Source organism: Paenibacillus sp. 453mf (assembly GCF_900116105.1).
Taxonomy (GTDB): domain Bacteria; phylum Bacillota; class Bacilli; order Paenibacillales; family Paenibacillaceae; genus Paenibacillus; species Paenibacillus provencensis.
In genome coordinates this window covers 182384-206873 of record NZ_FPAC01000004.1, presented here as the reverse complement: position 1 = coordinate 206873, position 24490 = coordinate 182384, and the positions used below count along the sequence as shown (strand labels likewise).

Here is a 24490-nt window from a genome sequence, read left to right as displayed (position 1 = left end):
GGATTTGGGCTCTGGCCCAAGGCGCAGCTCTATCACTTATGAACAGAGAGGAGATGCACAACAGCATGAGCTCACAGGAACAGCGCAGCCTTATATGTGTGTGAAAAAAATATCGGAAACAGCCGATAAATAGGTAGAGTCAACAGGATTCTTTCCACATGGGAACGAATAAACATGAAGTCCGGGTATATAAACAACACCATGACTTCTTATAAACAAGAGCAAAAGGTATCACATTTCATTGCAAACCTGTACATTATGGTATAATGTAGTTTGGCGTGCGGTGCTCTAAGATCTTACCGCCTGTGTATAGCGCAAGGAGTATCGGAATGATTTTATTCTGCATCGCGTGAAAACGGTAATGCTTGAAATACCAATAACGTGTAGTTACAATGAAATAATATTCATAGTAACCTTAGGGGATGATGACATGCAGCTGAAGAAGCTAAATGATAAAAGTATAGATCAATTATTTGAAGCCATTTTGACACTGAAGGACATTGAGGAGTGCTATGTGTTCTTTGACGACCTGTGTACGGTGAACGAGATTCAATCCTTGTCACAGCGTCTGGAAGTAGCGCGCATGCTGGGTAAAGGTAATACCTATAATCAGATTGAGTCTGAGACGGGTGCAAGCACGGCGACCATTTCCCGTGTTAAGCGCTGCTTGAATTATGGTAATGACGGATACAAGATGGCGCTGGAGCGCCTTGGACGCTAAATGATGAAGCCCGGAGTTCTGATTATCAGCCATGGATCCAAGGATTCAGGCTGGACTGAGCTTGTGGATCAAGCAGTGATGCAGCTGTCTTTACCGGCGGGAGTACCTGTGTATGCTTCTTTTCTGGAAAATGTAGAGGGAAGGCTTATTCAGGATGGAATTGACGAGCTCGAACAGAATGGAGTAACCGATATACTCGCTGTTCCCTTGTTTATTTCAGCGGGCAGCACCCATGTCGATGAGATTGAGTATGCGCTTGGAGCGAAGCCTGTTCCTGAGAAGGTGACGGATCTTGAGCCTTTCGAGGTGGAGTCACGCGTTCATTATGGACATCCGCTGCATGATGATCCGCTGCTTGCCACGATGATATGGGACAAGCTGAGGCCCTATTCGCAGGAGCCCTCCAAGGAGATCATTCTTCTGCTTGGACACGGAAGCCGTCATGACGGATTTCTGCAGCGCTGGGAGCAGGGCTTCTCGACGCTCGCTCGTCTGGTCAAGGAGATTAGTGGAGTTTCTCAAGCGGATTACGCACTGTTGAATCCAGATCGTATCAATGATAAGGCTGCTGGTTATATAGAACAAGGGTACCGGGTTCTGGCCATGCCGCTATTTCTAAGTGCAGGGTATTTTACGAATGTAGAGATACCGAAACGGCTGGGTGGAATTCACGTGGAATATAGTGGAGATCGTACGCTCCTGCCCCATCCACTACTGCATCAGTGGATTGAGAAGCAAGTGGACGATATGCTGAGAGCCTTGGCGAACACTTAGGCGCGAATGAATGTGCAATTGTTGTTATTTGTATTCGCTTAATATTGGAAATGCTTATGGAATACAATAGAATAAGGGTATAGAGTCCTGGCCGTTTGTCCTAAAACAGTGGTATGATGCGAACTGAAATAAAGACGACGGCCGGTTTTTTGTTGTATAATAAACTATTGGATGTAAGAAACAGGCTTAGAGAGACTTAAGCGGAAGTGTTTTTGGGAATAGTAAGAAGATGGAACAAACTATAAACGCTATAATTCTATTTCTATCGTATGGTCGGATTCAGTTCATAACAAGGTAATAAGGGTATTATGAACTCGAGTCAATTTATAAAGATAAAGAGAAGGTGCCCAAGGCTGGTTGTATGATGATCTTTGGGATATTTGCTAAAAGTAGGTGGCGTAAGGATCATGACTATGAAAAAGGCGAGATTAATCTATAATCCGACGTCAGGTCGGGAAGAGGCGAAGCGAAGACTTGCGTCGATATTACAGCGCTTGGATGAGGGCGGAATTGAAGCCTCCTGTCACGCAACCACAGGTGAAGGTGATGCAACAAGGGAAGCATCGGAAGCGATTGACCGCGGATACGATATGATCATTGCTGCCGGTGGAGACGGAACGCTGTATGAAGTTATCAACGGGATGGCAGGTAAAGAGAATCGGCCGCCGCTGGGCATTTTTCCGCTGGGAACGACCAATGACTTTGCAAGAGCGCTCGGAATCCCAAGGCATTGGGAGGATTACTGCGATATGGTGATCCGCCAGGAGACGCGTCCTGTTGATCTTGGTCTTGTAAATAATCGTTATTTTATTAACATTGCTGGTGGAGGAACACTGACAGAGCTGACCTATGAAGTGCCGAGCCGCCTGAAGACGATGATTGGTCAGCTGGCCTATTATATGAAAGGCATGGAGAAGATGATCAACCTCACCCCGCAGGAGCTCTACATCAAGGCCAGGGGGCAGGAGGACATTCATGATGAATTCATGCTGTTCCTGATTGCGAATACGAACTCGGTCGGCGGATTTGAGAAGCTGGCACCGAGTGCTACGATCGATGACGGATTGTTCGATGTGATTGCACTGAAGAAATGTAATCTTGCGGAGATGATACGCCTCGTAACGATGGCGCTCCGTGGAGAGCATCTTGGCGACAAGAAGATCATTCACTTCCAAACGGACTATATGGAGGTTACCTCACCGGGTGAAGTGCTGCTCAATCTGGACGGAGAACTGGGCGGGTCACTACCGGCAAGCTTCAAAAATATGCCTCATCATATCCAAATCTACAGATAGATTGAAGCAGGCATTTATAATGAATGTGAAATCTGATTCAGTATACTGCTGAATTGTTAATGGAGTAACAACTGGAAGTAAATTACATTAGGGAACAAAATCAACAAATGAGAGGAATTACGCAAAGATGAACAACAACCGCAGCGGTCGTGGAAAAAACCGCCGGAGCAGTGAAGTAAAGGCTGTAGCAGCTAATGCAGGAGCAGGTAAGGCTAGTGGAGGACGTCTTCAAGGGAAGGATCATCGTGCCGGGAAGACAGGTAACAAGCAGACTGGAGCAGCAACAAGAACAGGGATGCAGCCGCAAGGCGAGGCATCTTTTTCTGCTGGTTCTGGACAGGCAGGAGGGAGCTCTCGAAGTTCGGAGAAGAACGGAAGCCGCACATCTAGAAGAAGTAGAGACAAGAACAGCGGCCTTGGCTCGGGAAGAAATCAGCAGGCATCACGAGATATTGCGGCAGAGTTAGGGCTGCCCGTTGCAAAGAACGACGAAACTGTCATTGAGATCATCGGGATGAATCATGATGGTGAGGGTGTAGGCCGTACGGAAGGATATACCTTGTTTGTTGCTGGAGCACTTCCGGGTGAGAAGGTCCGTGTGAAGGTGCTCAAGACGAAGAAGCAGTATGGTTATGCGAAGCTGCTGGAGATCATCACAGCAAGCAAGGACCGTGTCGCTGCACCGTGTCCGATCTATGATCAATGCGGAGGCTGCCAGCTGCAGCATATGAGCTACGAAGGACAGCTGGAATGGAAGCGTCAGATTGTCGTGGATAACTTGACCCGGATCGGCAAGCTGAATGTAGCAGAGATGAAGACTCATCCACAAGTGGATAACTTGTCTTCGGATATGGAAGATACTCACAGTGCTGGGGACAAGCCTGTGTATGAAGGGATTCAAGTGCTTAAGACATTAGGTATGCAGGAGCCATGGCGTTACCGGAACAAGGCACAGGTGCCGATGGGTGAAATCGACGGCGGCCTGATCGGCGGCTTCTATGCCAAGGGCAGTCACCGCATCGTGGACATGGAGCGCTGTATGATTCAGCATGAGCATAACGACGAGGTCGTAGAGCGGGTTAAGCAGATTGGCCGCAGTGTCGGAATTAGAGCATATAATGAAGAAACAGGTAAAGGGCTGCTTCGCCATGTGGTTGTGAAGAAGGCTTTCCGCACCGGTGAGATGATGCTTGTACTCGTCACGAACGGAGACAGCATTCCCCATGTAGAAGCGTGGATTCATGGCATTCGGGAGCAGCTTCCACAGGTGACCAGTATCTGTCAGAACGTCAATACCAAGAAGACGAACGTCATCTTCGGTGATGTTACCCGTGTGCTCTGGGGCAGTGAAGTCATCTATGACTACATTGGGGACATCAAGTTCGCGATATCAGCGCGTTCCTTCTATCAAGTTAATCCGGTACAGACCGAGGTGCTGTATGGCAAGACGGTGGAGTACGCAGGGCTAACTGGAAAAGAGACCGTCATTGACGCCTACTGCGGAATCGGTACCATCTCACTGTTCCTTGCCCAGCATGCTAAGCATGTCTACGGCGTAGAGATCGTGAAGGAAGCGATTGAGGATGCGAAGAAGAATGCGGATCTGAACGAAATCACGAACGCCACCTTCGAGGCAGGTCCATCCGAGGATGTGATTCCGCAGTGGAAGGAACAAGGTATCACGCCAGACGTGATCGTCGTTGATCCCCCGCGTAAAGGCTGTGACCCAAGACTCTTGGATACGATTCTGGAGATGCGTCCCGAGCGTGTGGTCTATGTGTCGTGTAATCCATCGACACTGGCACGCGATCTGCGCGTCCTGGAGGACGGCGGGTTTAAGACGGTAGAGGTGACGCCGGTGGACATGTTCCCGCATACGGTGCATGTGGAGTGCGTATTATTGATGGAATGGAGGGGCGAGCCTAAATAGGCTACGCCCCTTGTTTTAGTGGGTTTTGGAAGTTGTACGTAATTTCGATTGAACCGTCTTCGTGAACGTCCACACGGTTAATCATCTTGTGAATCATATCTCGCAGGATTTCCTCGTTACTAACGTCTAGCGCGATGAACTTCATTAACTCCGCCTTAAACGCTGATACACGAGATTCTGTATCGTGTTCGTGGGCGATTTCTGATTGAAGTCGCGCCCCTCGTTCTTCTAGTGCTTGGCGTTCGTTCTTGACCGCCACAGAACAAGCATTGAACAATTCCTTATCAATATCGCCGCTCGTCCATTTCCTCGTAAGCTGTACAAGTTCCCTGTCCAGTTTGCTGATTTCACGCTGAACCTTATCGAGTTCCTTAACGGCGTTGTTTTTCTTGATTCCTGCTCTTTGGATTGTAACGTCCACTAATGATTGCATGTTGAGCGAGTTATCAATTAGTTCCTTCAGATTGGCTAATACAGCTTGTTTTAGAAGGTTCATGCTTGATGATATGAGACGAACACTTTTTTGAGCCGTTCTTCTGATACGTTGAGCATACGTAGGAATGTCGGTCATTCTTATAATTCATTCCCGCTCCACAATCGGCACAGAACGCAACTCTAGCAAATAATGATTTGCGTCCTCTGCCTCTAAATATTCGATTGGCTTTTTGTTTCATTTTTTCTTGAACAGCTTCAAACTGCTCTCGAATAATGAGCGGTTCATGTTGGTTAGGAATGACAATCCAATCGTTCTCGTCAATCTTATGCCGCTTCTTGTAGCCCTTTTTTTGAAGATGGATTTTGTCCTTACTATCCACCATAGAACGTCCTTGTACCAAGTCGCCAATATAGTGACGGTTAGTTAGCATCCAGCGTATAGAGGAATCATACCACTTCTTTGTGTTTTTTCTCGAAGGAAGTACGCCTAATTCATCATTCAAGTAATTGGCTATTGCTTGAACGCCCATCCCCTTGTTTAGGTAGAGGTCGAATATTAACTGTACAGTGGGGGCGTGAGTGACACTGGGAACTAATTTTCCCGGCTTCACTTTGTCGTAGCCAAATGGCGGCGTACCATGAAAGATGCCATTACGTGATTTGACTGCTATCCCCCAACTAACGTTGTGTGACGTATCCTCGCTTTGCCGTTAGTTTACCGCTGAAATAACAGTAAGCTGTAACTCGTCTTTTTATTTCGCCTTCCCTTGAAGAAAACAGCATCACATCGTAGCTATTAAGAGTTCTGACGATGTTTAGAGTGTCGGCTGTATCACGAGATAGCCTTGACAATGCTTTGATTAGGACTACATCAAAAAGCTTCTTTTCTGCATCTCGCATAAGTCGTTTTAGTTCTTCACGTTGGGCGGTACTTGTACCAGTAATTCTTTCATCGGCATAAATATCAACCAGTTCCCAACCTTTTTGCTGAATGGAGTCTTCAAAGTACGAAACTTGACTTTCAAGGCTATCCTTCTGACTATCTAATCCTGTACTTACCCTTGCATAAATGGCACATCTCATGCACATTTTCCCCCTTTGGAATCATGTTTTTGAGATGTGACAGTATTCGCTTGCCTAATATCGTATGACTGTTCTATCAATGTGTCAATTCGGGATTTTAGAAGCCCTAGCATTATAGTTTGAAGATTATTTTCAGAAGTGAATTTTACAGTAACTTTCAATATGATCGCCCTCCTTGGTGAATCGGCATGATGGCGGTCTTTGCTGAATTTGAACGTTCAATTATTCGTAAACGAACTGTAGCGGGGTTGAAGCGGCTAGAGCGCGTGGGCGTAAGGGCGGTCGTCCGATGACTGATAAAAAGAAACTTGATAAAGCGATTAAACTTTATGAAAGTAAAGAGTTCACCATTGCACAAATTGAAGAAATGACAGAAGTGAGTAAAGGTTCACTTTACCGCGAAATAAATAGACGTAAAGAACAAAAAAGTTAGTTAAAGGCTTCATCAAGCCTGAGACAGGTTAAGCCATCTTCTTCTCTTTGGATGGTTTTTTTATTTTAGAAGACCTTTAGAAAGGATTAAAGTGCATATCAAAAATGACCCCCACCTAGTGCCGAATGATTCGCTCTTTCTTGTCGCAGCAGGGTTTACCTTTGTTTTTCCTGCCCAAAAATTTAAGAGTTCATTTGTACGCACAAAAGTGGTTATCATCTTAGGAAACTAATGGTACATCCCTTAGCTAAGATTATTCTATTAGCTGAAAAATTTACATCAAAACCTCTATCTGAAGTTGTCGGAATTATGATATTATAGAGGAATAATTTGGAATTAATTGTCGTATTTAAAAATAAAGAGGAGCACTTAAAATGGATCATTCTATTACAGCCTCATACTATGACACAACACAACAACTAAGTTTATTAAAGCATGTCTTGTCAGAAGATAAGAGGCCAATCGCATTTATCATTGCCGCTGGTTGTCCCGTTTCTATTCGACATAATGACGCACCTTTAATTCCTGATGTAGCAGGATTAACTAGAAAAATTTCTGATTCATTTGGTGGAAATCCTGACTCCTTATTAATGAAAATAATACAAAACTTAAAAACTACTATCCCTAATCCAACAATCGAAGATATTTTAAGCTACATACGGCTTCTTCAGCAGATACCTATGAGTGGTAAAATTCATGATGTGGAAAATTCAGTTATTAATGCATTAGAAGAATCGATTTGTGAACTAATCGAGGAAGAAGTTAATGTGGATTTACCAGGCAACGCAACACCTTACCATAAAATAGCTGCATGGATTAATTCGATTAATCGAGAACACCAGGTGGAAATTTTTACAACAAATTATGACTTGCTAATGGAGCAGGCGCTGGAAGAGCTAAATGTACCATATTTCGATGGGTTTGTTGGTTCTAAAAGAGCCTTCTTTGATATTAGAACAATAGAAGAAAATAAACTTCCATCAAGATGGTCTAAACTTTGGAAGTTGCATGGCTCAATAAACTGGCAATTAGATAAACAAACTCAAACAATATGGAGAGGTACTCCAAGCAAAGGATGTTCATTAATTCATCCATCACATTTAAAGTATGATCAAAGTAGGAAAATGCCATATTTGGTAATGATGGATCAGTTAAAGTTATTTTTAAACCAACCTTCCGCTATCCTGATTACTTGTGGTTACTCTTATAAAGATCAGCATATTAATGAGGTTTTATCGCAAGGATTACAAACAAATCCTAATGCATTAATATATGGCCTACAATACGATGTATTAGAGAATTATCAAGAAGCTAAGGATATGGCGTTAAAAAGAAGTAATTTAATTTTACTCGCCAAGGATAGAGCCATAATTGGTAAGAAAGAGGGCGAATGGAAGCCAGATCCACAATCTTCTCAAGATAACGATCCTCTCTTGTTTTTTAAATTAGGCGATTTTCAACACCTGGCTTCATTTCTAGAAGAGATAAGTCAGTATGATTGGAGTAAACAGAATGACTGAAGCCTCTACTTATATAGGAACAGTACAAGATGTTAATGGAGCAAATATAAGAGTTGTTCTCGATATTAATACAATTTCTAGTCTTAAATTTGTCGATGGACAAGGTTATAGAATAGGTCAAATTGGTAGTTTTGTGAGAATCCCAATTGGATACATAAATCTCTTCGGAATCGTCTCCCAAGTAGGAGCGGGTGCAGTCCCCGATAAATTATTGGAAGTAGAGCCATATGGACATAGATGGATATCAGTCCAACTAGTTGGGGAAGAAGGGATTAAGAAGGAGTTTGAACGTGGAGTATCACAATATCCTACTATCGGAGACAAGGTGCATATTGTTACTGAGCCTGATTTGAAGAAAATTTATGGGACTCAAAATAAGAAGTATATTAGTCTTGGAAATATTGCAAGCGTTGACTCTATTCCTGCATTGGTTAATATAGATACTTTAGTAACTAGGCATAGCGCAGTTTTGGGGTCAACAGGCTCAGGGAAATCCACTACCGTAACTAGTATTCTTCAGCGGATATCAGATATGAGTCAATTTCCTTCGGCTAGAATTATTGTTTTTGACATTCATGGTGAGTATGCAGCAGCATTCAAGGGAAAAGCAAAAGTATATAAAGTTACTCCTTCTAATAATGAACTAAAACTGAGTATTCCTTACTGGGCATTAACTTGTGATGAATTTCTTTCTGTTGCATTTGGAGGTCTTGAAGGTAGTGGCAGAAATGCTCTCATCGATAAAATATACGAGTTGAAACTACAAACGCTAAAAAGACAGGAGTACGAAGGAATTAATGAAGACTCGTTGACCGTTGATACACCAATTCCGTTTAGTATACATAAACTTTGGTTTGATCTATACAGGGCAGAAATAAGCACACATTATGTTCAAGGTAGTCACTCAGAAGAAAATGAAGCCCTATTACTGGGGGAAGATGGGAATCCAGTGCAAAAAGGGGATTCTTTAAAAGTAGTACCTCCGATTTACATGCCACATACCCAAGCACAAGGGGCAACAAAAATCTACTTAAGTAATAGAGGTAAAAATATCCGTAAACCGTTAGAAGGTTTAGCGTCATTACTTAAAGACCCACGATATGAATTTTTATTTAATGCTGACGATTGGTCAGTTAATTTAGATGGAAAAACAAATAAAGATTTGGATGCGCTTTTAGAAACATGGGTTGGATCGGAAGAGAGTATAAGTATTTTTGATCTTTCCGGTATGCCATCATCAATTTTAGATACTTTAATAGGCATTTTAATAAGAATATTGTACGATTCACTATTTTGGTCTAGAAATCAACCTGAAGGTGGGAGAGAACGACCTTTACTAGTAGTTCTAGAAGAGGCCCATACTTATCTTGGAAAAGACTCTCGTGGTATTGCAATTGATGGGGTTCGAAAAATTGTTAAGGAAGGTCGGAAATACGGTATTGGTATGATGCTTGTAAGTCAAAGACCATCCGAAATAGATAGCACAATACTATCTCAATGTGGAACATTATTTGCATTAAGAATGAATAATTCTTCAGATCGCAATCATGTTTTAGGTGCTGTTTCTGATAGTTTTGAGGGACTTATGGGGATGCTACCAACCTTGCGGACAGGTGAAGCTATAATTATTGGTGAGTCTGTAAGGTTGCCAATGAGAACAATTATTTCCCCTCCTCCGTTCGGACGTCGCCCTGATAGTCTTGATCCCGATGTTACAGCAAAATGGTCAAATAATCGTGTACAGGGTGATTATAAAGAAGTTCTCACATTATGGAGACAAAAAAAGGTGCGATCACAAAGAATTGTTGAAAATATTAAACGATTACCAGTAGTAAACGAAGGAGAGATGACTGATATGGTGAGAGAAATGGTTACTTCATCAAATATTCTGAGTATAGGTTATGAAGCAGATAGCATGACCTTAGAAATTGAGTTTAATCATGGACTAGTTTATCAGTATTACGATGTACCGGAAACTCTTCACACAGAGTTGCTTGCAGCTGAATCCCATGGTAAGTTTTTTAATTCCCAAATTAAAAACAACTACAGATTCAGTAGGATTTAAGAATAAGCATGTTATTAAAAAATGAAGTAGGATCTTCATGAGAGAAGACGCCTACTTTATTTTTTATGGCTATTTATACTCTTTCAACCAAGATTTTAAATCGGTGTAATCCTTTAGTGATAATTCATATTTTAAGGGAGAAGCAAAATCGATTGCATCTTTAGAGAAAGTGGATGTTGTCACAAGCATTGCGGCAGTTGCTCGTTCTGCTACTTTTACCCCATAAATTCCTCTGACTAGTTCAACCCCTACTTTATTTGTGCTGCTATATCTCTTGCATTCTATTACAAATAATTGACGACCAAACATTCCATTTTGGATTGCATAGATATCTTTGCCACCATCTCTAGTTCTAGGAGTAAGTGTAACTGTGAAGCCCTTTTTGTGAAAAATTTCAGCGACAACTTCTTCGAATTTCCTTGGGTCAATCTCCCTTAGTAGTTCAGGATACATGGCTAAATATTTAATTAATTGCGCATTGACATCGAGGACTTCAAGGTTAATTTCTTTATGGTTTTGATAATTAGCCGAATCAAGAATAATGGAACTTTTATTTATAGGAATGTATTTTGTATATCCTTGTGCTCGATTTTTATTAGAGTAAGGATAAGTTACTGAACCTCTTGGTACTCTCTTTCCTATAGCTTGTCTTTCATTTTCACTCATGTGGTGTTCACAAAGGTAAGGACATGTGAAATCCAGTTCCATAAACTCTTGATTAATAGGTGGGGCATAATAGTCATACAAGTAAACTTCATAATCGGCTACTTGTAAACACCCATCGATATAGCAGGTAATATTTTCTGCTTGTTGATTGTAAGAGTCAATAATATAAGGACAGCTACTAGAATGACTATGATTTCTATGGGAGCGGAAATATGGTTCATGCATATTACTATTAACGTAAACCAACTTGCAATTACATCCGTCGGTTGGACAAAATAATGAATCTCTGAAATCAGGTATATAGTCGGCAACGGTTATAACTTTGCTTATATTTTTATTTTCTAATAATGCGAGCCTCAATATGTAATGCCTCCCCCATTGTCTTTAAAACATTATGATCATCGTAAGACAATGCTCTTTATACATTATATTATTATATTTCAGACTTGTTGAGTAGTAAGCGAATACTGCCACATCGATTGTCTATTTTACGCAATCCACACATGTAGAATCGGTCGCTTTGTTGGTGAGGGATGTGTAGAACACTAATAAACCTCTGCTATTCATAATAAACTTGTGCTAAAAATTGAATAAAGACGTGATAAAATGGGGGAGAGGGAGAATGGAGAAGGGAGAAGGGGGAAAACCCAGATCCATCAAGTCTTTCCCCTGTTTTTCTATCAAGACATTATTCAGATTTTAATAAAGTTGTGCTATAAAATGTGGAGATAATAATTGAGAAAAAGATTGTTTTGTAGCATGAGTTTATTTATTGAGGCAACGGTGGAATGCGGGTTTGAGGGCTGTTTTTTAGAAAGGGTTTATTCATACTGAACAAATATAAAAGATGAAAAGCTCGTTCAAAAGTTTCATTAATTAGACGAGCTTTTCTTATTACATATTTAGAGTAATTCATTTTTGATTTTTCTAGCTTTAATTTTTTGAAAACCATTTTCTAATTGATAGAATCCATTACATTGTGCTTCAGTATGGACTCACTAGAGTTTTCTTAATCGTCAAACCGTGCCACATATCTCCAGTATAAGCCTTTCCACTTGATAAAAGAGTTAGGATTCCTTGGCTATAAAACCACAGGCATATCATCAAAATATCCTTAATATTTATTTAAACTGTAAAAGCTCTGCTCTGATTGTTTATAGCTTAAAACGTAACGATTCAGAGTAATTTAAATAGCTTACGAACCTAACTGAAGACCAGTCGTTGGTTAATAGTAACGGCCTTTGAAAACTTATATTCGTTTTTCTCTATAAGGGGAAAATCGGAAATACGCAACACTAGTGACATTAGGGATTGATATAATCTAAGTTAAAAAATTTAATTATTGGAGGTTAGCTATGAATGTTCTTGTTAATTCTCAAAAAGAAAAATATATAGTTTGGGTCACCGAGAATCTGGGAGAGAAAACTGGAAGTTGGTATTCACCATATATTGAAAATTTAGGTTATCTACTAGATAAGTTTGGGCTTGATACTGGATATAAGCAGAATTTCTTTGACTACCAATCTTATTCAGAATTCAAAAATGTCTATCAACAGATGACAAAACAAAGTGATGAGGATATAGAAAAATTTGTAACTGGTAAGGGAATACCTCGATATCCAGCCGAATTCGGAACTAGAAGAATACAATTCAGACAGAAATATGCCGAAGATCAATTCAATCGTGGTGAAAGAAGTAAGCCTGACAATTTAGGGGGTATACCCGATTGGGGTGTTTTACTTAGATCCTATCTAATATTTCTATACTACAATGAAAATCCTACTTTAATTTATCCTAAAAAGGAAAAGAAAATTGCGAATCAGGAAGGTGAAATTGATAATAGCATCAACTATTGGGTTGTTTCTCCGGGGGAACATTCAAGATTATGGGATGAATTTTATACTGAAAGTGTGATTGGTCTTGGTTGGGATTATCTAGGTGATTTAAATAACTACGATTCCAAGGAAGCGGTTGAACGAGAAATATCAGAGCATAGAGCTGACGGGAAACGTCCAATAAACGATACCAAAGCTGTGTGGGATTTTTATAGTGAAATTCAGATAGGCGACATTGTTTATGCTAAAGAAGGTGTTAAGAAAATCATCGCTCGAGGAGTCGTTATTGGAGAGTATTACTTCGATAGTGGAAAAACTGAGTACAAACATAGAAGGAAAGTGGAGTGGCTGCAAGTCGGTAAGTGGGAATTGCGTCAGACTTTCGCACAAAAGACTATGACATCTCTGAATCCTTACCCAGATCTGATTCAAGAGATTGAGCAGGTGATAAACGACGACATTTTTGACTTAACAAAGGCGGAAGTGAATGAATTTCGTACATGGTTATCAAATCAAGTGACAGACAATGGAGAAACTTTGAATGATAAAACTGTTACTCAAAAGGTGAACGCATTAAAGGATATAGAGAGTCATTTTGAAACTCCCATATTTGGAGAAACAGATACTGAGCAATTGAAGCGATTGAAAGATGTTGTTGTATCAGATGAATCCTACAGAAAATATAAAGGAGTATCTGGAAGTTCGATTGATTACTACATTCGTTTTATTGAATCTAGACCCACTGTTCAAGAAAATGAGCCTTATTCTACGGATGACTTTCTTTCCGATGTATTTATTGAAAGAAAGGATTTAACTCGACTAATCTCGGTACTTCAAAATAAGAAGAATCTCATTATGAAGGGTGCTCCTGGAGTAGGGAAAACATATATAGCAAAACGTCTAGCTTATGTGATGATGGAAGAAAAGGATGAGACTCGTGTCCAAATAGTTCAGTTCCACCAAAGTTACAGTTATGAAGATTTCATTGAAGGTTACCGTCCGAAAGCGGAAGGTGATGGATTTGAATTGAAACAAGGACCATTTGTGAAGTTTGCAAGAAAAGCGGCACGTGATCCTGAACGCGAGTATTTCTTCATTATTGATGAAATTAATCGTGGCAATATGAGTAAAATATTTGGAGAATTAATGATGCTTATCGAAACAGAAAAGCGAGGGGAACAAATTAATCTCCTATATTCTAATGATAAGTTTTCAGTACCATCCAACTTATATATCATAGGTATGATGAATACTGCCGATAGAAGTTTAGCGCTGTTAGACTATGCTCTTAGAAGAAGGTTTTCTTTCGTCGAAATTAAACCAGCATTTGAAAATGATACCTTTAAGTCGTATGTTGATAAATTAAATAATCCAGAAGTATTGATTCGTGTAATCGATGAAATCAAAATTTTAAATAATCGAATTGTTGAAGAGCTAGGTACGGGCTTTCAAATTGGGCATAGTTATTTTGTAGGGAGTGCCTATAAGGTAGATTCTATAAATCGAGTAAAAGAAGTTGTTGAATATGAAATTATTCCCCAACTATTCGAATATTGGTTTGATGATGAGCAGAAAGCAGAGGATTGGGCAGAGCGACTAAGGGGCTGTTACGATGGAGAGAAATAGAAATATTCCAATTCGTAATATTTATTATATGCTTTCATATGCATATCAAACCTTGAATCTTTCAGAATATAAACATATTGGAACCGAAAAATTTGAAAACGTCAGAGACCTATACGCAGAAATTCTATCTATTGGAATACCTGTATTAATTCGTGGAGGATTAATTAAGGATTACGTGAGTGTTGAGGAGAGTTCAACTGTTATCAAGGGGAAAATTGATATTAATTCTTCAATAAAGAAAAATGCATTGGTAGATAAGAAGCTTATGGTGATATACGATGAGTTTTCTGAAGATATATTGTTGAATCAAATTATTAAAGCTTCTCTTGTTTTCTTATCCCATTCAGCAAAAATAAAACTAAAAAATCGTAAATTATTCTATGGTTTTCTTCCTTATTTTGCTGAGGTATCAGACATAGAAATGAATCTGCACCTCTGGAAAAATGTCCAGTATAATAGGCAGAATATTCGCTATCAATTTATCGTTGATGTATGTAGATTTCTTTTTGAAGAGCTATTATTTGATGGAAATCTGACAGATCAATTTATGAAGCAAGTACAGGATGAACAAAGGCTTTCGATTTTATACGAAAAATTTATCTTTTCATTTTACAAACGTGAAACGGATTATCTTGTAGCACGCCCTCAAATTCAGTGGAAAGTTGATGATGGATTTACTGAAGCATTGCCAATCATGCAAACTGATATTGTGCTTCGAAAAGGTAATAGAACATTGATTGTGGATACGAAGTTCTACTCAGAGAATATGGTTGCAAGATTTGAGGGAGGGGCGTCAAAACAAAAATCGAGTAATCTCTATCAAATTTTTACTTACGTAAATAACTGGAACAAAAGATCTACTGAAATAGTAGGTGGTATGTTACTTTATGCGAGAACAACAGCATTAAACCAACCGAATCATACTTACAATATTGACGGAAATGAAATTATTGTATTGTCTTTGGATTTGAATCAAGACTTTTATGGTATTAAAGCTGATTTACTAGCTTACGTTAATCAATTCTTTGAATAAGATTCTTTAAGAAGATAAGTATATAATATGTATCTAGCATAAGTCGGTATACCTAGTAGGTTTACAACATCTTCCGAGTAATAAACATTAACGATCATTGACGATAATCAATTGATTAGAGGTATTTTAAATATGCCATTTACGATAATTAGACAGGACATTACAAAAATAAAAGTCGATGCTATTGTCAGGCAAATATCATGCTTCAGATGGGAGGCGGTGTATGCGGAGCCATATTCAAGGCCGCAGGAGTATCCGAACTTCAAGTTGCTTGTAATAAGCTGGCTCCCATTCAGACGGGTGAAGCTGTTATTACACCTGGATTTCGGCTTCCGGCGAAGTATGTTATTCATGCCGCGGGACCCGTCTACAGTGGTGGTAAGCAAGGCGAAGAGGGACTACTCCGTTCTTGTTATACAAATTCCCTGAAACGCGCCGTTGAAAACAATTGCGAGAGCATTGCATTCCCGCTGATATCAAGCGGTATCTATGGTTACCCGAAAGCAGAAGCTCTCCGTGTTGCCACCTCCGCAATTCAGGACTTTCTTGCCGACCACGATATTGAAGTTTCGCTTGTGATGTTCGATAAGGCTGCTTTTGATGTGAGTAAGAAGCTGCTTGGTGAGGTCAAGGCGTTCATAGACGAAAACTATATAGGAGATTATGTTGATTCACGGCGCCAAAATCAGTTTTTACAGGTCGAACTGGATACTATAAAGAGAGCCGATGCATTAGATTCTATAATCTCCGAAGAGACGGAGACCGTCGTGCTTGAGGATTTAGTCGTTAATCTTGACGAGCCCTTCGCCCAGGCACTATTTCGACTGATCGACGCCAAAGGTAAGACGGATGTTGAAGTTTATAAACGCGCGAATCTCGACCGTAAACTGTTTTCAAAAATCAGAAGCAACAAGGGATATATGCCAAGCAAACGTACTGCCATAGCCCTTGCTGTGGCTTTGGAGTTGTCGCTTGATGAAACAGACGACCTTTTGGAGCGAGCAGGGTACGCCCTCTCCAGAAGCCAGAAGTTTGACGTAATTATCCAATATTTTATTACGAGCAGCAATTACGACATATACGAGATTAATGAAGTGCTGTTCAGCTATGATCAGCCACTGCTAGGAGGGTGAAGAATTGAATGTCGCTCCTCAAGCGACCTTGTATCCATTTAGGAATGTTACCCTTAAGTCATGATAAAGCCTGAGGAGGACATTTCAACAATGAAAAAAAGATTAACTGAGTTAGTATTTATATTGGACAAGAGCGGTTCAATGGGAGGTTTAGAGAAAGACACCATTGGCGGCTATAACTCAATGCTTGCCAAACAACAGGCTGTTGAAGGCGAGTGCCATATGACTACCGTGTTATTTGACAACAACTATGAGCTGCTGCACGATCGGATCGACATTAAGGCGGTCAGCCCGATTACCGAGAAGGAATATTGCGTTGGGGGCATGACCGCTCTCCTTGACGCAATCGGCAGAACGATACACAAAATTGGCAATGCACAGAAGCATACCTCCGACGATTCCCGTGCTGAGAAGGTGATGTTCGTCATCATAACGGATGGTGAGGAAAACTCAAGCCGCGAATACTCATCAGAGCAGATCAAGGCACAGATTAAATGTCAAAAGACAAAGTACGGGTGGGAGTTTATCTTCCTCGGTGCAAACATTGACGCAGTTGAAACTGCTTCAAGTTTCGGTATAAGCGCAGATCGTGCTCAGAACTATCACGCAGACAGTGAAGGCGTTGAACTGAATTTTCGTGTTATGAGCGAAGCAGTTGCAGCATTCCGTGAACGCTCTGCAATGCCAGAAGGCTGGAGCGAAGAAATCCAAAAGGATTATAAGACGCGCGGCGAGTGGAAGTGAATCTTAGACTTGTTTCCGGCAACGGACAGTAAAGAGGGGGGAAACCTCCTCTTTTTTCTTTGGAACCATTCGGAACGAAGAGTATGTCCGTACTCCGTAGCAGATTTGTATTATTTACTATAAAAAACAAAGTTTTTCCTTTAATTTGGAGAAAGATTTTCCTTTCATGAAGTGGTATTATCTGGGTGAAAGGAGGCTGGTCACAGCAAATTATGTAAGCGCTTCACATGATCTGAAAATAATTTAGTGTGGGGGGATTCGAATGAGGAAATCATTTAAGCAGGTCGTTTCCGGGTTACTCGCAGCGGCTCTGCTTCTTCCGGTCAGCTTATTTGCTCCGGCAGTCAACGCTGCGGATCAAGTGGCATCTAATTCACAAATCGTATATCAAGAAACATTCCAGAATGGTCAAGGGAAGGCAGCTCAATCAGGCGGCGCCCAGCTGGACATTGTAACAGGCAAGCCGTTCGAAGGTAATAATGATGGAGCCGCTCTAAAAGTCAGTAACCGATCCAATAACTGGGACGGCGTGGATTTCGCATTCGGTGACCTTGGTTTGGCGGTTGACCAAGAGTATACGGTAACCGCTTCTGTTTATGTGGACGAGGTTCCTGATGCACCGGCTGCCGGGAAAGCTGTCCTTGAAGTTGTAACCAATAAGGGTGTCACTGGATCAGAGGGATACACTGAAATCAGCTCTTCTGACTTTACAGCGGGACAAGGAATAACGCTGTCTGCCGCTCTCTCCGTTACCAGTGTGGACAAGACAGCTCTGCGAATAAAGTCTGATGAAGCAGGTAAGGGTGTCCGCTTCTATATCGGGGATATCACGATCACCCAGACAGAAGCACCTGCCGAGCCTACTGTAGTCCTTAACCAGAGCTTTGAAGACGGGAATACTGGAGGTTGGGGCAAGCTGTCTTGGGGATCAAACGGGGATACTGCGGTCGTTGACGACGCAGCCTCCGAAGGTACAAAATCTCTGAAGTTCTTCAACCGGGCTGACGAGAAGGCAGTCCCTGCGCTTGTACTTACTGGCAAGATGACATCCGACCGTAAGTATGATATTTCCCTCAAGGTTAGACTCGGTTCAGGAGAAGGTCAGTTCCATTTGGCTTCCAAGATGGATTCCGAAATACTACCTGATGATCAGAAGTATCCTTGGCTTATAGGCAACAAGCTTGTAACCGCTTCCGATTGGACGCTGTTTGAAACCAAGGGCTATGAAGTTCCTTCTAGAACAAATGAGGTCATCATCTATGTTGAACCATCGGGTAATACTTTAACCTCGGATATTTACATTGATGAAGTCATGATCACCGATGTGACCCCTGGTCAAACCGAACCGGAGGTTGTAGATCAGTCGGGCATTTCCGCGGACTTTGAGAACGGTCTGGATGGATTCAAAGCACGGAACGGCCGTGAATCGGTAGTCCTATCCCAAGCTGATAATCATACACCTGACGGCACGCAAAGCCTGCTTGTCACGACGACGACACAATATGATGCTGCCTTAGTTGATGCTGCTGGCAAAATGGCAAAGAATCACGAATATGAGCTGTCTGCTTGGGTCAAAATGGCACCTGGCGAAGCGCCTACAACACTTCGTATTAGTGTTCAATATGCTGACATCGGTTTTGCGAATGTATCACAAAATGCAAACGTTACAGATCAAGAATGGGTACACTTAACGGGTAAATATACGCTCACCACGACTCCAAGCGTACTCAATGCTTATATTGAAACAGCAAATAATGACGGCGGCAATCGTACCTTCTTCTTAGATGATTTTGTCCTAAAATATTTGGGACCTGTAGCTGCAGCCCCTCCGATTCAAGAGGATCTTCCGAACCTCAAGGATATTTACCAAGATGAATTCCTGATTGGTAACATTGTTAATGCGTCTACTTTTGACGAGACTCGGCTCAAGCTTCTGACGAAGCATCACAATGTTGTCACGTTTGAGAATGATATGAAACCGGATTATGCATATGGCCCTGACAGAGAATTTGATTTTACTGCAGAAGATGCCCTTGTCCAAAGAGTACAAGCTGCAGACCTTGATTTGCACGGTCACGTGCTCGTATGGCATGCCCAGTCACCTACATGGCTTCATACTGCGGACAATGGTGAACCATTGAGCCGTGATGAAGCGCTCGCTAATCTGAGAACACATGTGAAGACGGTTGTTGAGCACTTTGGTGACCAAGTCATTTCCTGGGATGTTGTCAACGAAGCCATGAACGATAACCCGCCTAATCCGGAAGACTGGAAAAATGCATTGCGTAATTCCGGCTGGTTACAAGCCATCGGCCCAGAATATATTGAGGAGGCCTTCCTTGCGGCCAAAGAAGTCATTGACGAGAACGGCTGGGATATCAAGCTGTACTACAATGACTACAACGATGACAACCAGAATAAATCTACAGCGATCTACAGCATGGTTAAAGAGATCAATGAGAAGTACGCCGCAAATCACCCTGGCGAGAAACTGATCGACGGTATCGGCATGCAAGCCCACTACAATTTGGGCACCAGATTGGATAATGTCAGGATGTCGCTCGAGCGTTTCATTTCCTTGGGTGTAGAAGTCAGCGTGACCGAATTGGACATCACGGCAGGTACTAACTCCACAATCACTGATACAGAAGCCAAGCAGCAGGCCTATTTGTATGCCCAATTGATGGATCTCTATAAGAAGAACAGCGAGTATATTCCGCGTGTCACCTTCTGGGGATTAAATGACAGCACCAGCTGGAGAGCCGAGCAGAATCCAACCTTGTTCGATAAGGATTTCCAAGCAAAAGAGGCATTTTATGCGGTAAGTGATCCTGAGAAATATATGGCGGACAATCCGCCTGAAGAGCTTGAATACAAGAAATCAAGCGCTTACTATGGGACACCAACTATGGATGGCTCCGTAGACAGCATATGGAGTAAAGCTCCTGAATTGAAACTGGATACGAAGCAAATGGCATGGTCAGGTGCTGCAGGAACAGCCAAGGCACTCTGGGATGACAACAATCTGTATGTGCTCGTTCAAGTCAGAGACGATCAATTGAACAAGACCAACCCGAACGCATGGGAGCAGGACTCTGTCGAAGTATTCGTCGATGAAAATAACGGAAAAACGCCGACCTTCCAAGATGATGATGGACAATACAGAGTGAACTTTGAGAACGTCGCTTCCTTTAATCCTGCGGAAATCGCTGAAGGCTTCGAATCAGAAGTCTCTGTTTCCGGTACTAACTACACGGTTGAAATGAAAATTCCTTTCAAAAAGGTTCAGCCTGCGAATGATGCCAGAATTGGCTTTGATGCGCAGATCAATGATGCTAAAGACGGCAACAGAATCAGTGTTAACGCTTGGAACGATCCATCCGGCCAAGGTTACCAGGATACTTCCGTATTCGGTGAATTGACGCTGACGGGCAAACCTTCTTCCGGCGGCGACAATGGCGGAGGTAACAGTGACGGAGGTAACGGCGTATCCAGCCCAGGTACTACTCCGCAGCCTCTTCCGGGCAATGGCTCCGTAATTGTACCAGTAATAAAAGTCGAAAATGGAACAGCCACAGCAACCGTCTCGAGCGACAGCCTGAATAAAGCCATTGAAAAAGCTTCTTCAGGTGCAAATGGCAAGAAGCAGGTTACCATCGACGTGCCGAAGCAGGCAAATGTACAATCCTATGTGGTGCAATTGCCGACTTCAAACCTGCAAAATAACAATAATACTGAGTTCGTGCTTAAGACAGACAATTCAACACTTCAAATTCCGTCCAACATGCTTTCTAATATCATGGAACAAGCAGACGAAGTCTCTATTCATATTAACAAAGTCTCAGCAGATCGCTTGAGTGCAGATGTTCGCGCTAATGTGGGCAGCCGTCCGGTGATCAACCTAAGCGTATTAGCTGGGGATCGTGTCCTGGCCTGGAACAATCCTGCGGCGCCTGTAACGGTATCTGTTCCGTACACTCCTGCTGCACAGGAGCTTGTCAATGCACATCAAATCGTGATCCTATATATTAATGATCAAGGACAGGCTACAGCCGTACCAAGCGGACGATATGATGCCAAATCCGGCTCGATTGTGTTCGAAACAACGGAGTTCAGCACCTATGCTGCAGCTTACGTAACCAAGTCTTTCGCCGATATACAAAATGTGCTGTGGGCAAAACAAGCAATCGAAGCGATGGCTGCACGCGATATTATTAATGGAATCTCTGATGACAGCTTCGCTCCTGCGGCTTCCATCACAAGAGCAGACTTTATCACCTTGCTAGTCAGAGCACTTGAATTGAAGAGTCCGGGCACAAACACGACATCCTTCAGCGATGTACAGCGGGCCGCTTATTATGCACAGGCCGTGGCTATTGCCAAAGAACTTGGTATTGCATCTGGATACGAAAATAACACATTCAAGCCAGATAGCAGCATTTCTCGGCAAGATATGATGGTGCTTACAGCGAAAGCCTTGAAAGCAGCTGGTAAGCAATCTGCCGGCAGCGGAAATCTAGTTCCTTATTCCGATGCTGCAAGCATTTCCAGTTACGCCATGGATAGTGCAGCTTCCCTCGTAGGAAGCGGAATTGTCAACGGCAAAGACGGCAAAATTGCACCAGCCGATCCATTAACCCGTGCTGAAGCAGCGATGGTTCTTTACCGGATCTGGAACATGTAAATGTAAGAATAGCCAGCCACGTGAGACGAGGGCCTTTCTTGAAAAGTGGTTAATGTGGAACAGCCATTTTAGTGTTTAGCTATTTAACAGAATCCCTAATAAAGGGGGCTTTTCGCGCATACCGTTCATGTCGAGGAGTGTGGCGGTGATGGTTAAAAAAGGCACGGAATTGTTTCTTCCGTGCCTCTTTGTTTTTCGGGCAGAAATATCTATTTAATTCAATCCTAGAATGTGTAGGTTTCCCCGTCATCGGGAACTAGAACGTTCGAGGAGATTTCTCTATCGTTTATATAACTACTTAACTCTTCCCTTGATAATGTCCAATGATTAACGGCTTCCATATGGATAGAAATAATCTTCGATCCTGGGGCGGCTTTATATACATTGTAGATATCTTCTTTCCCCATGACTAAAGATCCACCTTGAAGAAATTGATTATCTCCTCCATTTACAACAATGGTCTCCGGTTTGTGTGTTTTGATTGTTTCCTGAATAGCTTCATACCAAACTGTATCTCCAGCAATATACAGCGTTTTTTCGCTAGGGTGCTTAAAGACAACACCGCACACATGTCCAGCAAGTTTTAAATTTCTCCTCTTCCGTGTTCGCCTTTTGTTTTGACGAGTTGAATATCTCCAAAGGCTGAATGTTGTTGCAGCACCTCTACATTTTGAAATCCAGCCTTTTCGACTTCTGTTGCGTCTTCTTCATTTTGTACGAACATCTTAGTATCCTTTGGTAAAACCTCTTTAGCCGTATCGTCCCAATGGTCTAAATGCAGATGAGTGACAATCACAGCATCTAGGTCGCTGATAATATTGTCTAATGATGCTGGTAAGTCAACCAAAGGATTGTTCTGATCTTGTCGTACCGAATTAGGGAAAGGCGGGTATGCTCCTTTTTCTCCTAAAAATGGGTCGATTAAAAACTTCTTCCCTGCATACTGGACAACAAGTGTCGCATTTCGAATCAGTTGTATTTTCATGTGCAATAAGCTCCTTTTATTGATTTTGCTCAGCGGTGAATGATCAATTACATGTTCCCTTTTTCTCAACTTTGGGATAAGGGTTGATGTATAATTAAATGATAAATAACATCTTGAAAATATTCGATGCTTCCATGAAACACTTTTTTATTAAATCATTTCACGGTGAAAGGATTATTATATGCAGCTCGATCAAACGGATTATCAGATCCTTCGGTTACTAACTGAAAATTCAAGGATTCCATGGAAAGACCTGGGCGAACAAATTCACATGACTGGACAAGCCGTAGGCAATCGTATCAAAAAACTGGAGGAAAGCGGTGTAATTACAGCCTACTCGCTAATCGTTGATGATATGAAATTAGGACTTCCTTTCACGGCATTTGTTATTATTCATATGAAAACAGCAAATCACGATTCATTTATTCGTTTTATGATCGATCAGAATGAGGTAGTTGAAGTCCATCGAATCTCAGGCGAAGGCTGTTATCATTTAACGATCAAAGTTTCATCCCAAGATCAATTGAATCTATTTCTTGATAAACTTCTTGATTATGGAAACTACAGCTTGAATCTGTCTATACAAAAAATAAAACAAAGCAGTACGTTGAACGCCGCAAATACGGCTAACGGGCTTTTTAAATCATAGGAGGATACATATACATGTCCTGGAGTAAATTGAAGCAGCAACTGGAGAGTTTCCTTTCTCCTGCGTTAGTTGGAAAGGTCGAGTACCGTGCAACTAGCTACCGCTATTCACCTGATAAATCAGGGGATTGTTATATTACCGTGGATAAAAAGAATGTGCTCAATATGAATGATCGAACGACCTCCATTCGTTGGTATCAGACAGAGCAGGAAATTAAGAGTGATCCCGATCTCCAAATCCCGGTCAGCAATGAAGAGATCGAAGCGGTCAGAATCGATACCAAAGGAACCGTTCCTGAGGATCGCCTAATCGTCATTGCGAGAAGCAGAAAAATATCTGGACTTGCTAAGGACCTGATGTCTGCACAGACATCATTAAGTAAATCCAATTTTGCCGTTGCAGCAACTAAGTTCTTATCTACTTCAATAGAGGAGAGCATAGAAGGTAATGATATTTTGCTAAATATTCTAGCCTTAGTGGACAGACGAGTTGGGAAAAAGCGGATCTTAAACATGTCCGAGCAGATGAAGCTAAAGCATCCGATTGTGCAGTATTTTTATGAGCTGCGACGCAGTACATTGTAGTATAAAGCTCAAATTGTCCCCTCTTTAACATGGCTACAGTTCAATAACTCTGCTGAACGCTGAAGAGATTAATCTCATGTTCTAGATGATCTGAAATGGGTATTCACAAGCAGCGCTGTCTAAAATGAACAAGATCTACCTTGCCTAATGCATGGTGGGTCTTGTTTTTATTTTAGGAGTAAACCTGCATTCACAACTACATAAATTTACATCCAAATGGATGGACGTCCTCCTTAATAATAAAATAGAAAAATATTGAATTAATTATAATAAATTGTTAGATTTAGTGGGAGAT

19 protein-coding genes and 1 pseudogene are annotated in these 24490 nt (G+C 41.6%); 15 read left to right on the top strand and 5 right to left on the bottom strand.

Annotation, left to right across the window (positions count from 1 at the left end; all coding sequences use genetic code 11):
- Positions 1-430 precede the first annotated feature (430 nt).
- The 4 genes from BM415_RS18390 to rlmD all read left to right on the top strand — a co-directional run bounded on the left by BM415_RS18390 (position 431) and on the right by rlmD (position 4720).
- A complete protein-coding gene (locus BM415_RS18390; RefSeq protein WP_047912825.1) occupies positions 431-721 on the top strand; it encodes a YerC/YecD family TrpR-related protein in 291 nt (96 codons plus the stop codon).
- On the top strand, positions 722-1495 hold the full coding sequence (locus BM415_RS18385; RefSeq protein ID WP_091160516.1) for a sirohydrochlorin chelatase: 774 nt from the start codon (positions 722-724) through the stop codon (positions 1493-1495).
- 413 nt (positions 1496-1908) lie between these two features.
- Positions 1909-2790 carry a diacylglycerol kinase gene (locus tag BM415_RS18380; protein WP_091160622.1) on the top strand — a complete coding sequence of 294 codons (882 nt, stop codon included), beginning with the start codon at positions 1909-1911 and terminating at the stop codon, positions 2788-2790.
- A 127-nt stretch (positions 2791-2917) separates the two neighbouring features.
- Positions 2918-4720, top strand: a complete 1803-nt coding sequence (gene rlmD, locus BM415_RS18375) for a 23S rRNA (uracil(1939)-C(5))-methyltransferase RlmD (RefSeq protein ID WP_091160514.1) — start codon at positions 2918-2920, stop codon at positions 4718-4720.
- 1 nt (position 4721) lies between these two features.
- On the opposite strand, the gene BM415_RS18370 is transcribed toward rlmD, so the two are convergent.
- From BM415_RS18370 to BM415_RS18360, 3 genes are all read right to left on the bottom strand, one after another.
- Positions 4722-5141, bottom strand: a complete 420-nt coding sequence (locus BM415_RS18370) for a hypothetical protein (protein WP_170862551.1) — start codon at positions 5139-5141, stop codon at positions 4722-4724.
- Positions 5142-5166: 25 nt separating this feature from the next.
- On the bottom strand, positions 5167-5766 hold the full coding sequence (locus BM415_RS18365) for a recombinase family protein (protein ID WP_091160511.1): 600 nt from the start codon (positions 5764-5766) through the stop codon (positions 5167-5169).
- Positions 5767-5833: 67 nt separating this feature from the next.
- A complete protein-coding gene (locus BM415_RS18360; protein ID WP_170862550.1) occupies positions 5834-6238 on the bottom strand; it encodes a recombinase family protein in 405 nt (134 codons plus the stop codon).
- A gap of 188 nt (positions 6239-6426) precedes the next feature.
- Here BM415_RS18360 and BM415_RS25935 point away from each other — a divergent pair, with 188 nt between their 5' ends.
- The 4 genes from BM415_RS25935 to BM415_RS18350 all read left to right on the top strand — a co-directional run bounded on the left by BM415_RS25935 (position 6427) and on the right by BM415_RS18350 (position 10256).
- Positions 6427-6531, top strand: coding sequence for a recombinase family protein (locus BM415_RS25935; protein ID WP_348272331.1), 105 nt, complete (start codon positions 6427-6429; stop codon positions 6529-6531).
- Positions 6528-6671: a hypothetical protein gene (locus BM415_RS25930; RefSeq protein WP_170862549.1), complete on the top strand. Its 144-nt coding sequence runs from the start codon at positions 6528-6530 to the stop codon at positions 6669-6671. The genes BM415_RS25935 and BM415_RS25930 overlap by 4 nt, the downstream gene beginning before the upstream one ends.
- A gap of 374 nt (positions 6672-7045) precedes the next feature.
- Positions 7046-8191, top strand: a complete 1146-nt coding sequence (locus BM415_RS18355) for an SIR2 family protein (protein ID WP_091160507.1) — start codon at positions 7046-7048, stop codon at positions 8189-8191.
- On the top strand, positions 8166-10256 hold the full coding sequence (locus BM415_RS18350) for a helicase HerA-like domain-containing protein (protein ID WP_091160506.1): 2091 nt from the start codon (positions 8166-8168) through the stop codon (positions 10254-10256). The genes BM415_RS18355 and BM415_RS18350 overlap by 26 nt, the downstream gene beginning before the upstream one ends.
- 69 nt (positions 10257-10325) lie before the next feature.
- Here BM415_RS18350 and BM415_RS18345 read toward each other — a convergent pair whose 3' ends face one another.
- Positions 10326-11282 carry a restriction endonuclease gene (locus BM415_RS18345; RefSeq protein ID WP_091160504.1) on the bottom strand — a complete coding sequence of 319 codons (957 nt, stop codon included), beginning with the start codon at positions 11280-11282 and terminating at the stop codon, positions 10326-10328.
- A gap of 995 nt (positions 11283-12277) precedes the next feature.
- On the opposite strand from BM415_RS18345, the gene BM415_RS25360 reads away from it, so the two are divergent.
- From BM415_RS25360 to BM415_RS18320, 5 genes are all read left to right on the top strand, one after another.
- Positions 12278-14383 (top strand): AAA family ATPase, encoded by a 2106-nt coding sequence (locus BM415_RS25360; RefSeq protein WP_211753677.1) that lies wholly within the window; start codon positions 12278-12280, stop codon positions 14381-14383.
- Positions 14370-15416, top strand: coding sequence for a 5-methylcytosine restriction system specificity protein McrC (locus BM415_RS18335; protein ID WP_091160503.1), 1047 nt, complete (start codon positions 14370-14372; stop codon positions 15414-15416). The genes BM415_RS25360 and BM415_RS18335 overlap by 14 nt, the downstream gene beginning before the upstream one ends.
- Positions 15417-15616: 200 nt before the next feature.
- Entirely contained in the window at positions 15617-16549 is a 933-nt protein-coding gene (locus tag BM415_RS18330; RefSeq protein ID WP_348272330.1) for a macro domain-containing protein, read from the top strand.
- A gap of 90 nt (positions 16550-16639) precedes the next feature.
- Positions 16640-17293: a vWA domain-containing protein gene (locus BM415_RS18325; protein ID WP_091160501.1), complete on the top strand. Its 654-nt coding sequence runs from the start codon at positions 16640-16642 to the stop codon at positions 17291-17293.
- Positions 17294-17555: 262 nt separating this feature from the next.
- Entirely contained in the window at positions 17556-21977 is a 4422-nt protein-coding gene (locus BM415_RS18320) for an endo-1,4-beta-xylanase (protein WP_091160500.1), read from the top strand.
- Positions 21978-22201: 224 nt separating this feature from the next.
- On the opposite strand, the pseudogene BM415_RS18315 reads toward BM415_RS18320, so the two are convergent.
- Positions 22202-22962, bottom strand: a pseudogene (locus tag BM415_RS18315) (MBL fold metallo-hydrolase).
- 181 nt (positions 22963-23143) lie between these two features.
- Between BM415_RS18315 and BM415_RS18310 the strand changes: the two are divergent.
- Both BM415_RS18310 and BM415_RS18305 read left to right on the top strand, forming a co-directional pair.
- Positions 23144-23611, top strand: a complete 468-nt coding sequence (locus BM415_RS18310) for an Lrp/AsnC family transcriptional regulator (RefSeq protein ID WP_091160498.1) — start codon at positions 23144-23146, stop codon at positions 23609-23611.
- Positions 23612-23625: 14 nt separating this feature from the next.
- Entirely contained in the window at positions 23626-24195 is a 570-nt protein-coding gene (locus BM415_RS18305; protein ID WP_091160496.1) for an SF0329 family protein, read from the top strand.
- Positions 24196-24490: the final 295 nt, after the last annotated feature.

What these genes read in the sequence shown, in the direction of transcription:
- BM415_RS18390 (WP_047912825.1), top strand. Translation starts at nt 431, where the DNA reads ATGCAGCTGAAGAAGCTAAATGATAAAAGTATAGATCAATTATTTGAA.
- BM415_RS18385 (WP_091160516.1), top strand. Translation starts at nt 722, where the DNA reads ATGATGAAGCCCGGAGTTCTGATTATCAGCCATGGATCCAAGGATTCA.
- BM415_RS18380 (WP_091160622.1), top strand. Translation starts at nt 1,909, where the DNA reads ATGAAAAAGGCGAGATTAATCTATAATCCGACGTCAGGTCGGGAAGAG.
- rlmD (WP_091160514.1), top strand. Translation starts at nt 2,918, where the DNA reads ATGAACAACAACCGCAGCGGTCGTGGAAAAAACCGCCGGAGCAGTGAA.
- BM415_RS18360 (WP_170862550.1), bottom strand. Translation starts at nt 6,238, where the DNA reads ATGAGATGTGCCATTTATGCAAGGGTAAGTACAGGATTAGATAGTCAG.
- BM415_RS25935 (WP_348272331.1), top strand. Translation starts at nt 6,427, where the DNA reads ATGATGGCGGTCTTTGCTGAATTTGAACGTTCAATTATTCGTAAACGA.
- BM415_RS25930 (WP_170862549.1), top strand. Translation starts at nt 6,528, where the DNA reads ATGACTGATAAAAAGAAACTTGATAAAGCGATTAAACTTTATGAAAGT.
- BM415_RS18355 (WP_091160507.1), top strand. Translation starts at nt 7,046, where the DNA reads ATGGATCATTCTATTACAGCCTCATACTATGACACAACACAACAACTA.
- BM415_RS18350 (WP_091160506.1), top strand. Translation starts at nt 8,166, where the DNA reads ATGATTGGAGTAAACAGAATGACTGAAGCCTCTACTTATATAGGAACA.
- BM415_RS25360 (WP_211753677.1), top strand. Translation starts at nt 12,278, where the DNA reads ATGAATGTTCTTGTTAATTCTCAAAAAGAAAAATATATAGTTTGGGTC.
- BM415_RS18335 (WP_091160503.1), top strand. Translation starts at nt 14,370, where the DNA reads ATGGAGAGAAATAGAAATATTCCAATTCGTAATATTTATTATATGCTT.
- BM415_RS18330 (WP_348272330.1), top strand. Translation starts at nt 15,617, where the DNA reads ATGCTTCAGATGGGAGGCGGTGTATGCGGAGCCATATTCAAGGCCGCA.
- BM415_RS18325 (WP_091160501.1), top strand. Translation starts at nt 16,640, where the DNA reads ATGAAAAAAAGATTAACTGAGTTAGTATTTATATTGGACAAGAGCGGT.
- BM415_RS18320 (WP_091160500.1), top strand. Translation starts at nt 17,556, where the DNA reads ATGAGGAAATCATTTAAGCAGGTCGTTTCCGGGTTACTCGCAGCGGCT.
- BM415_RS18310 (WP_091160498.1), top strand. Translation starts at nt 23,144, where the DNA reads ATGCAGCTCGATCAAACGGATTATCAGATCCTTCGGTTACTAACTGAA.
- BM415_RS18305 (WP_091160496.1), top strand. Translation starts at nt 23,626, where the DNA reads ATGTCCTGGAGTAAATTGAAGCAGCAACTGGAGAGTTTCCTTTCTCCT.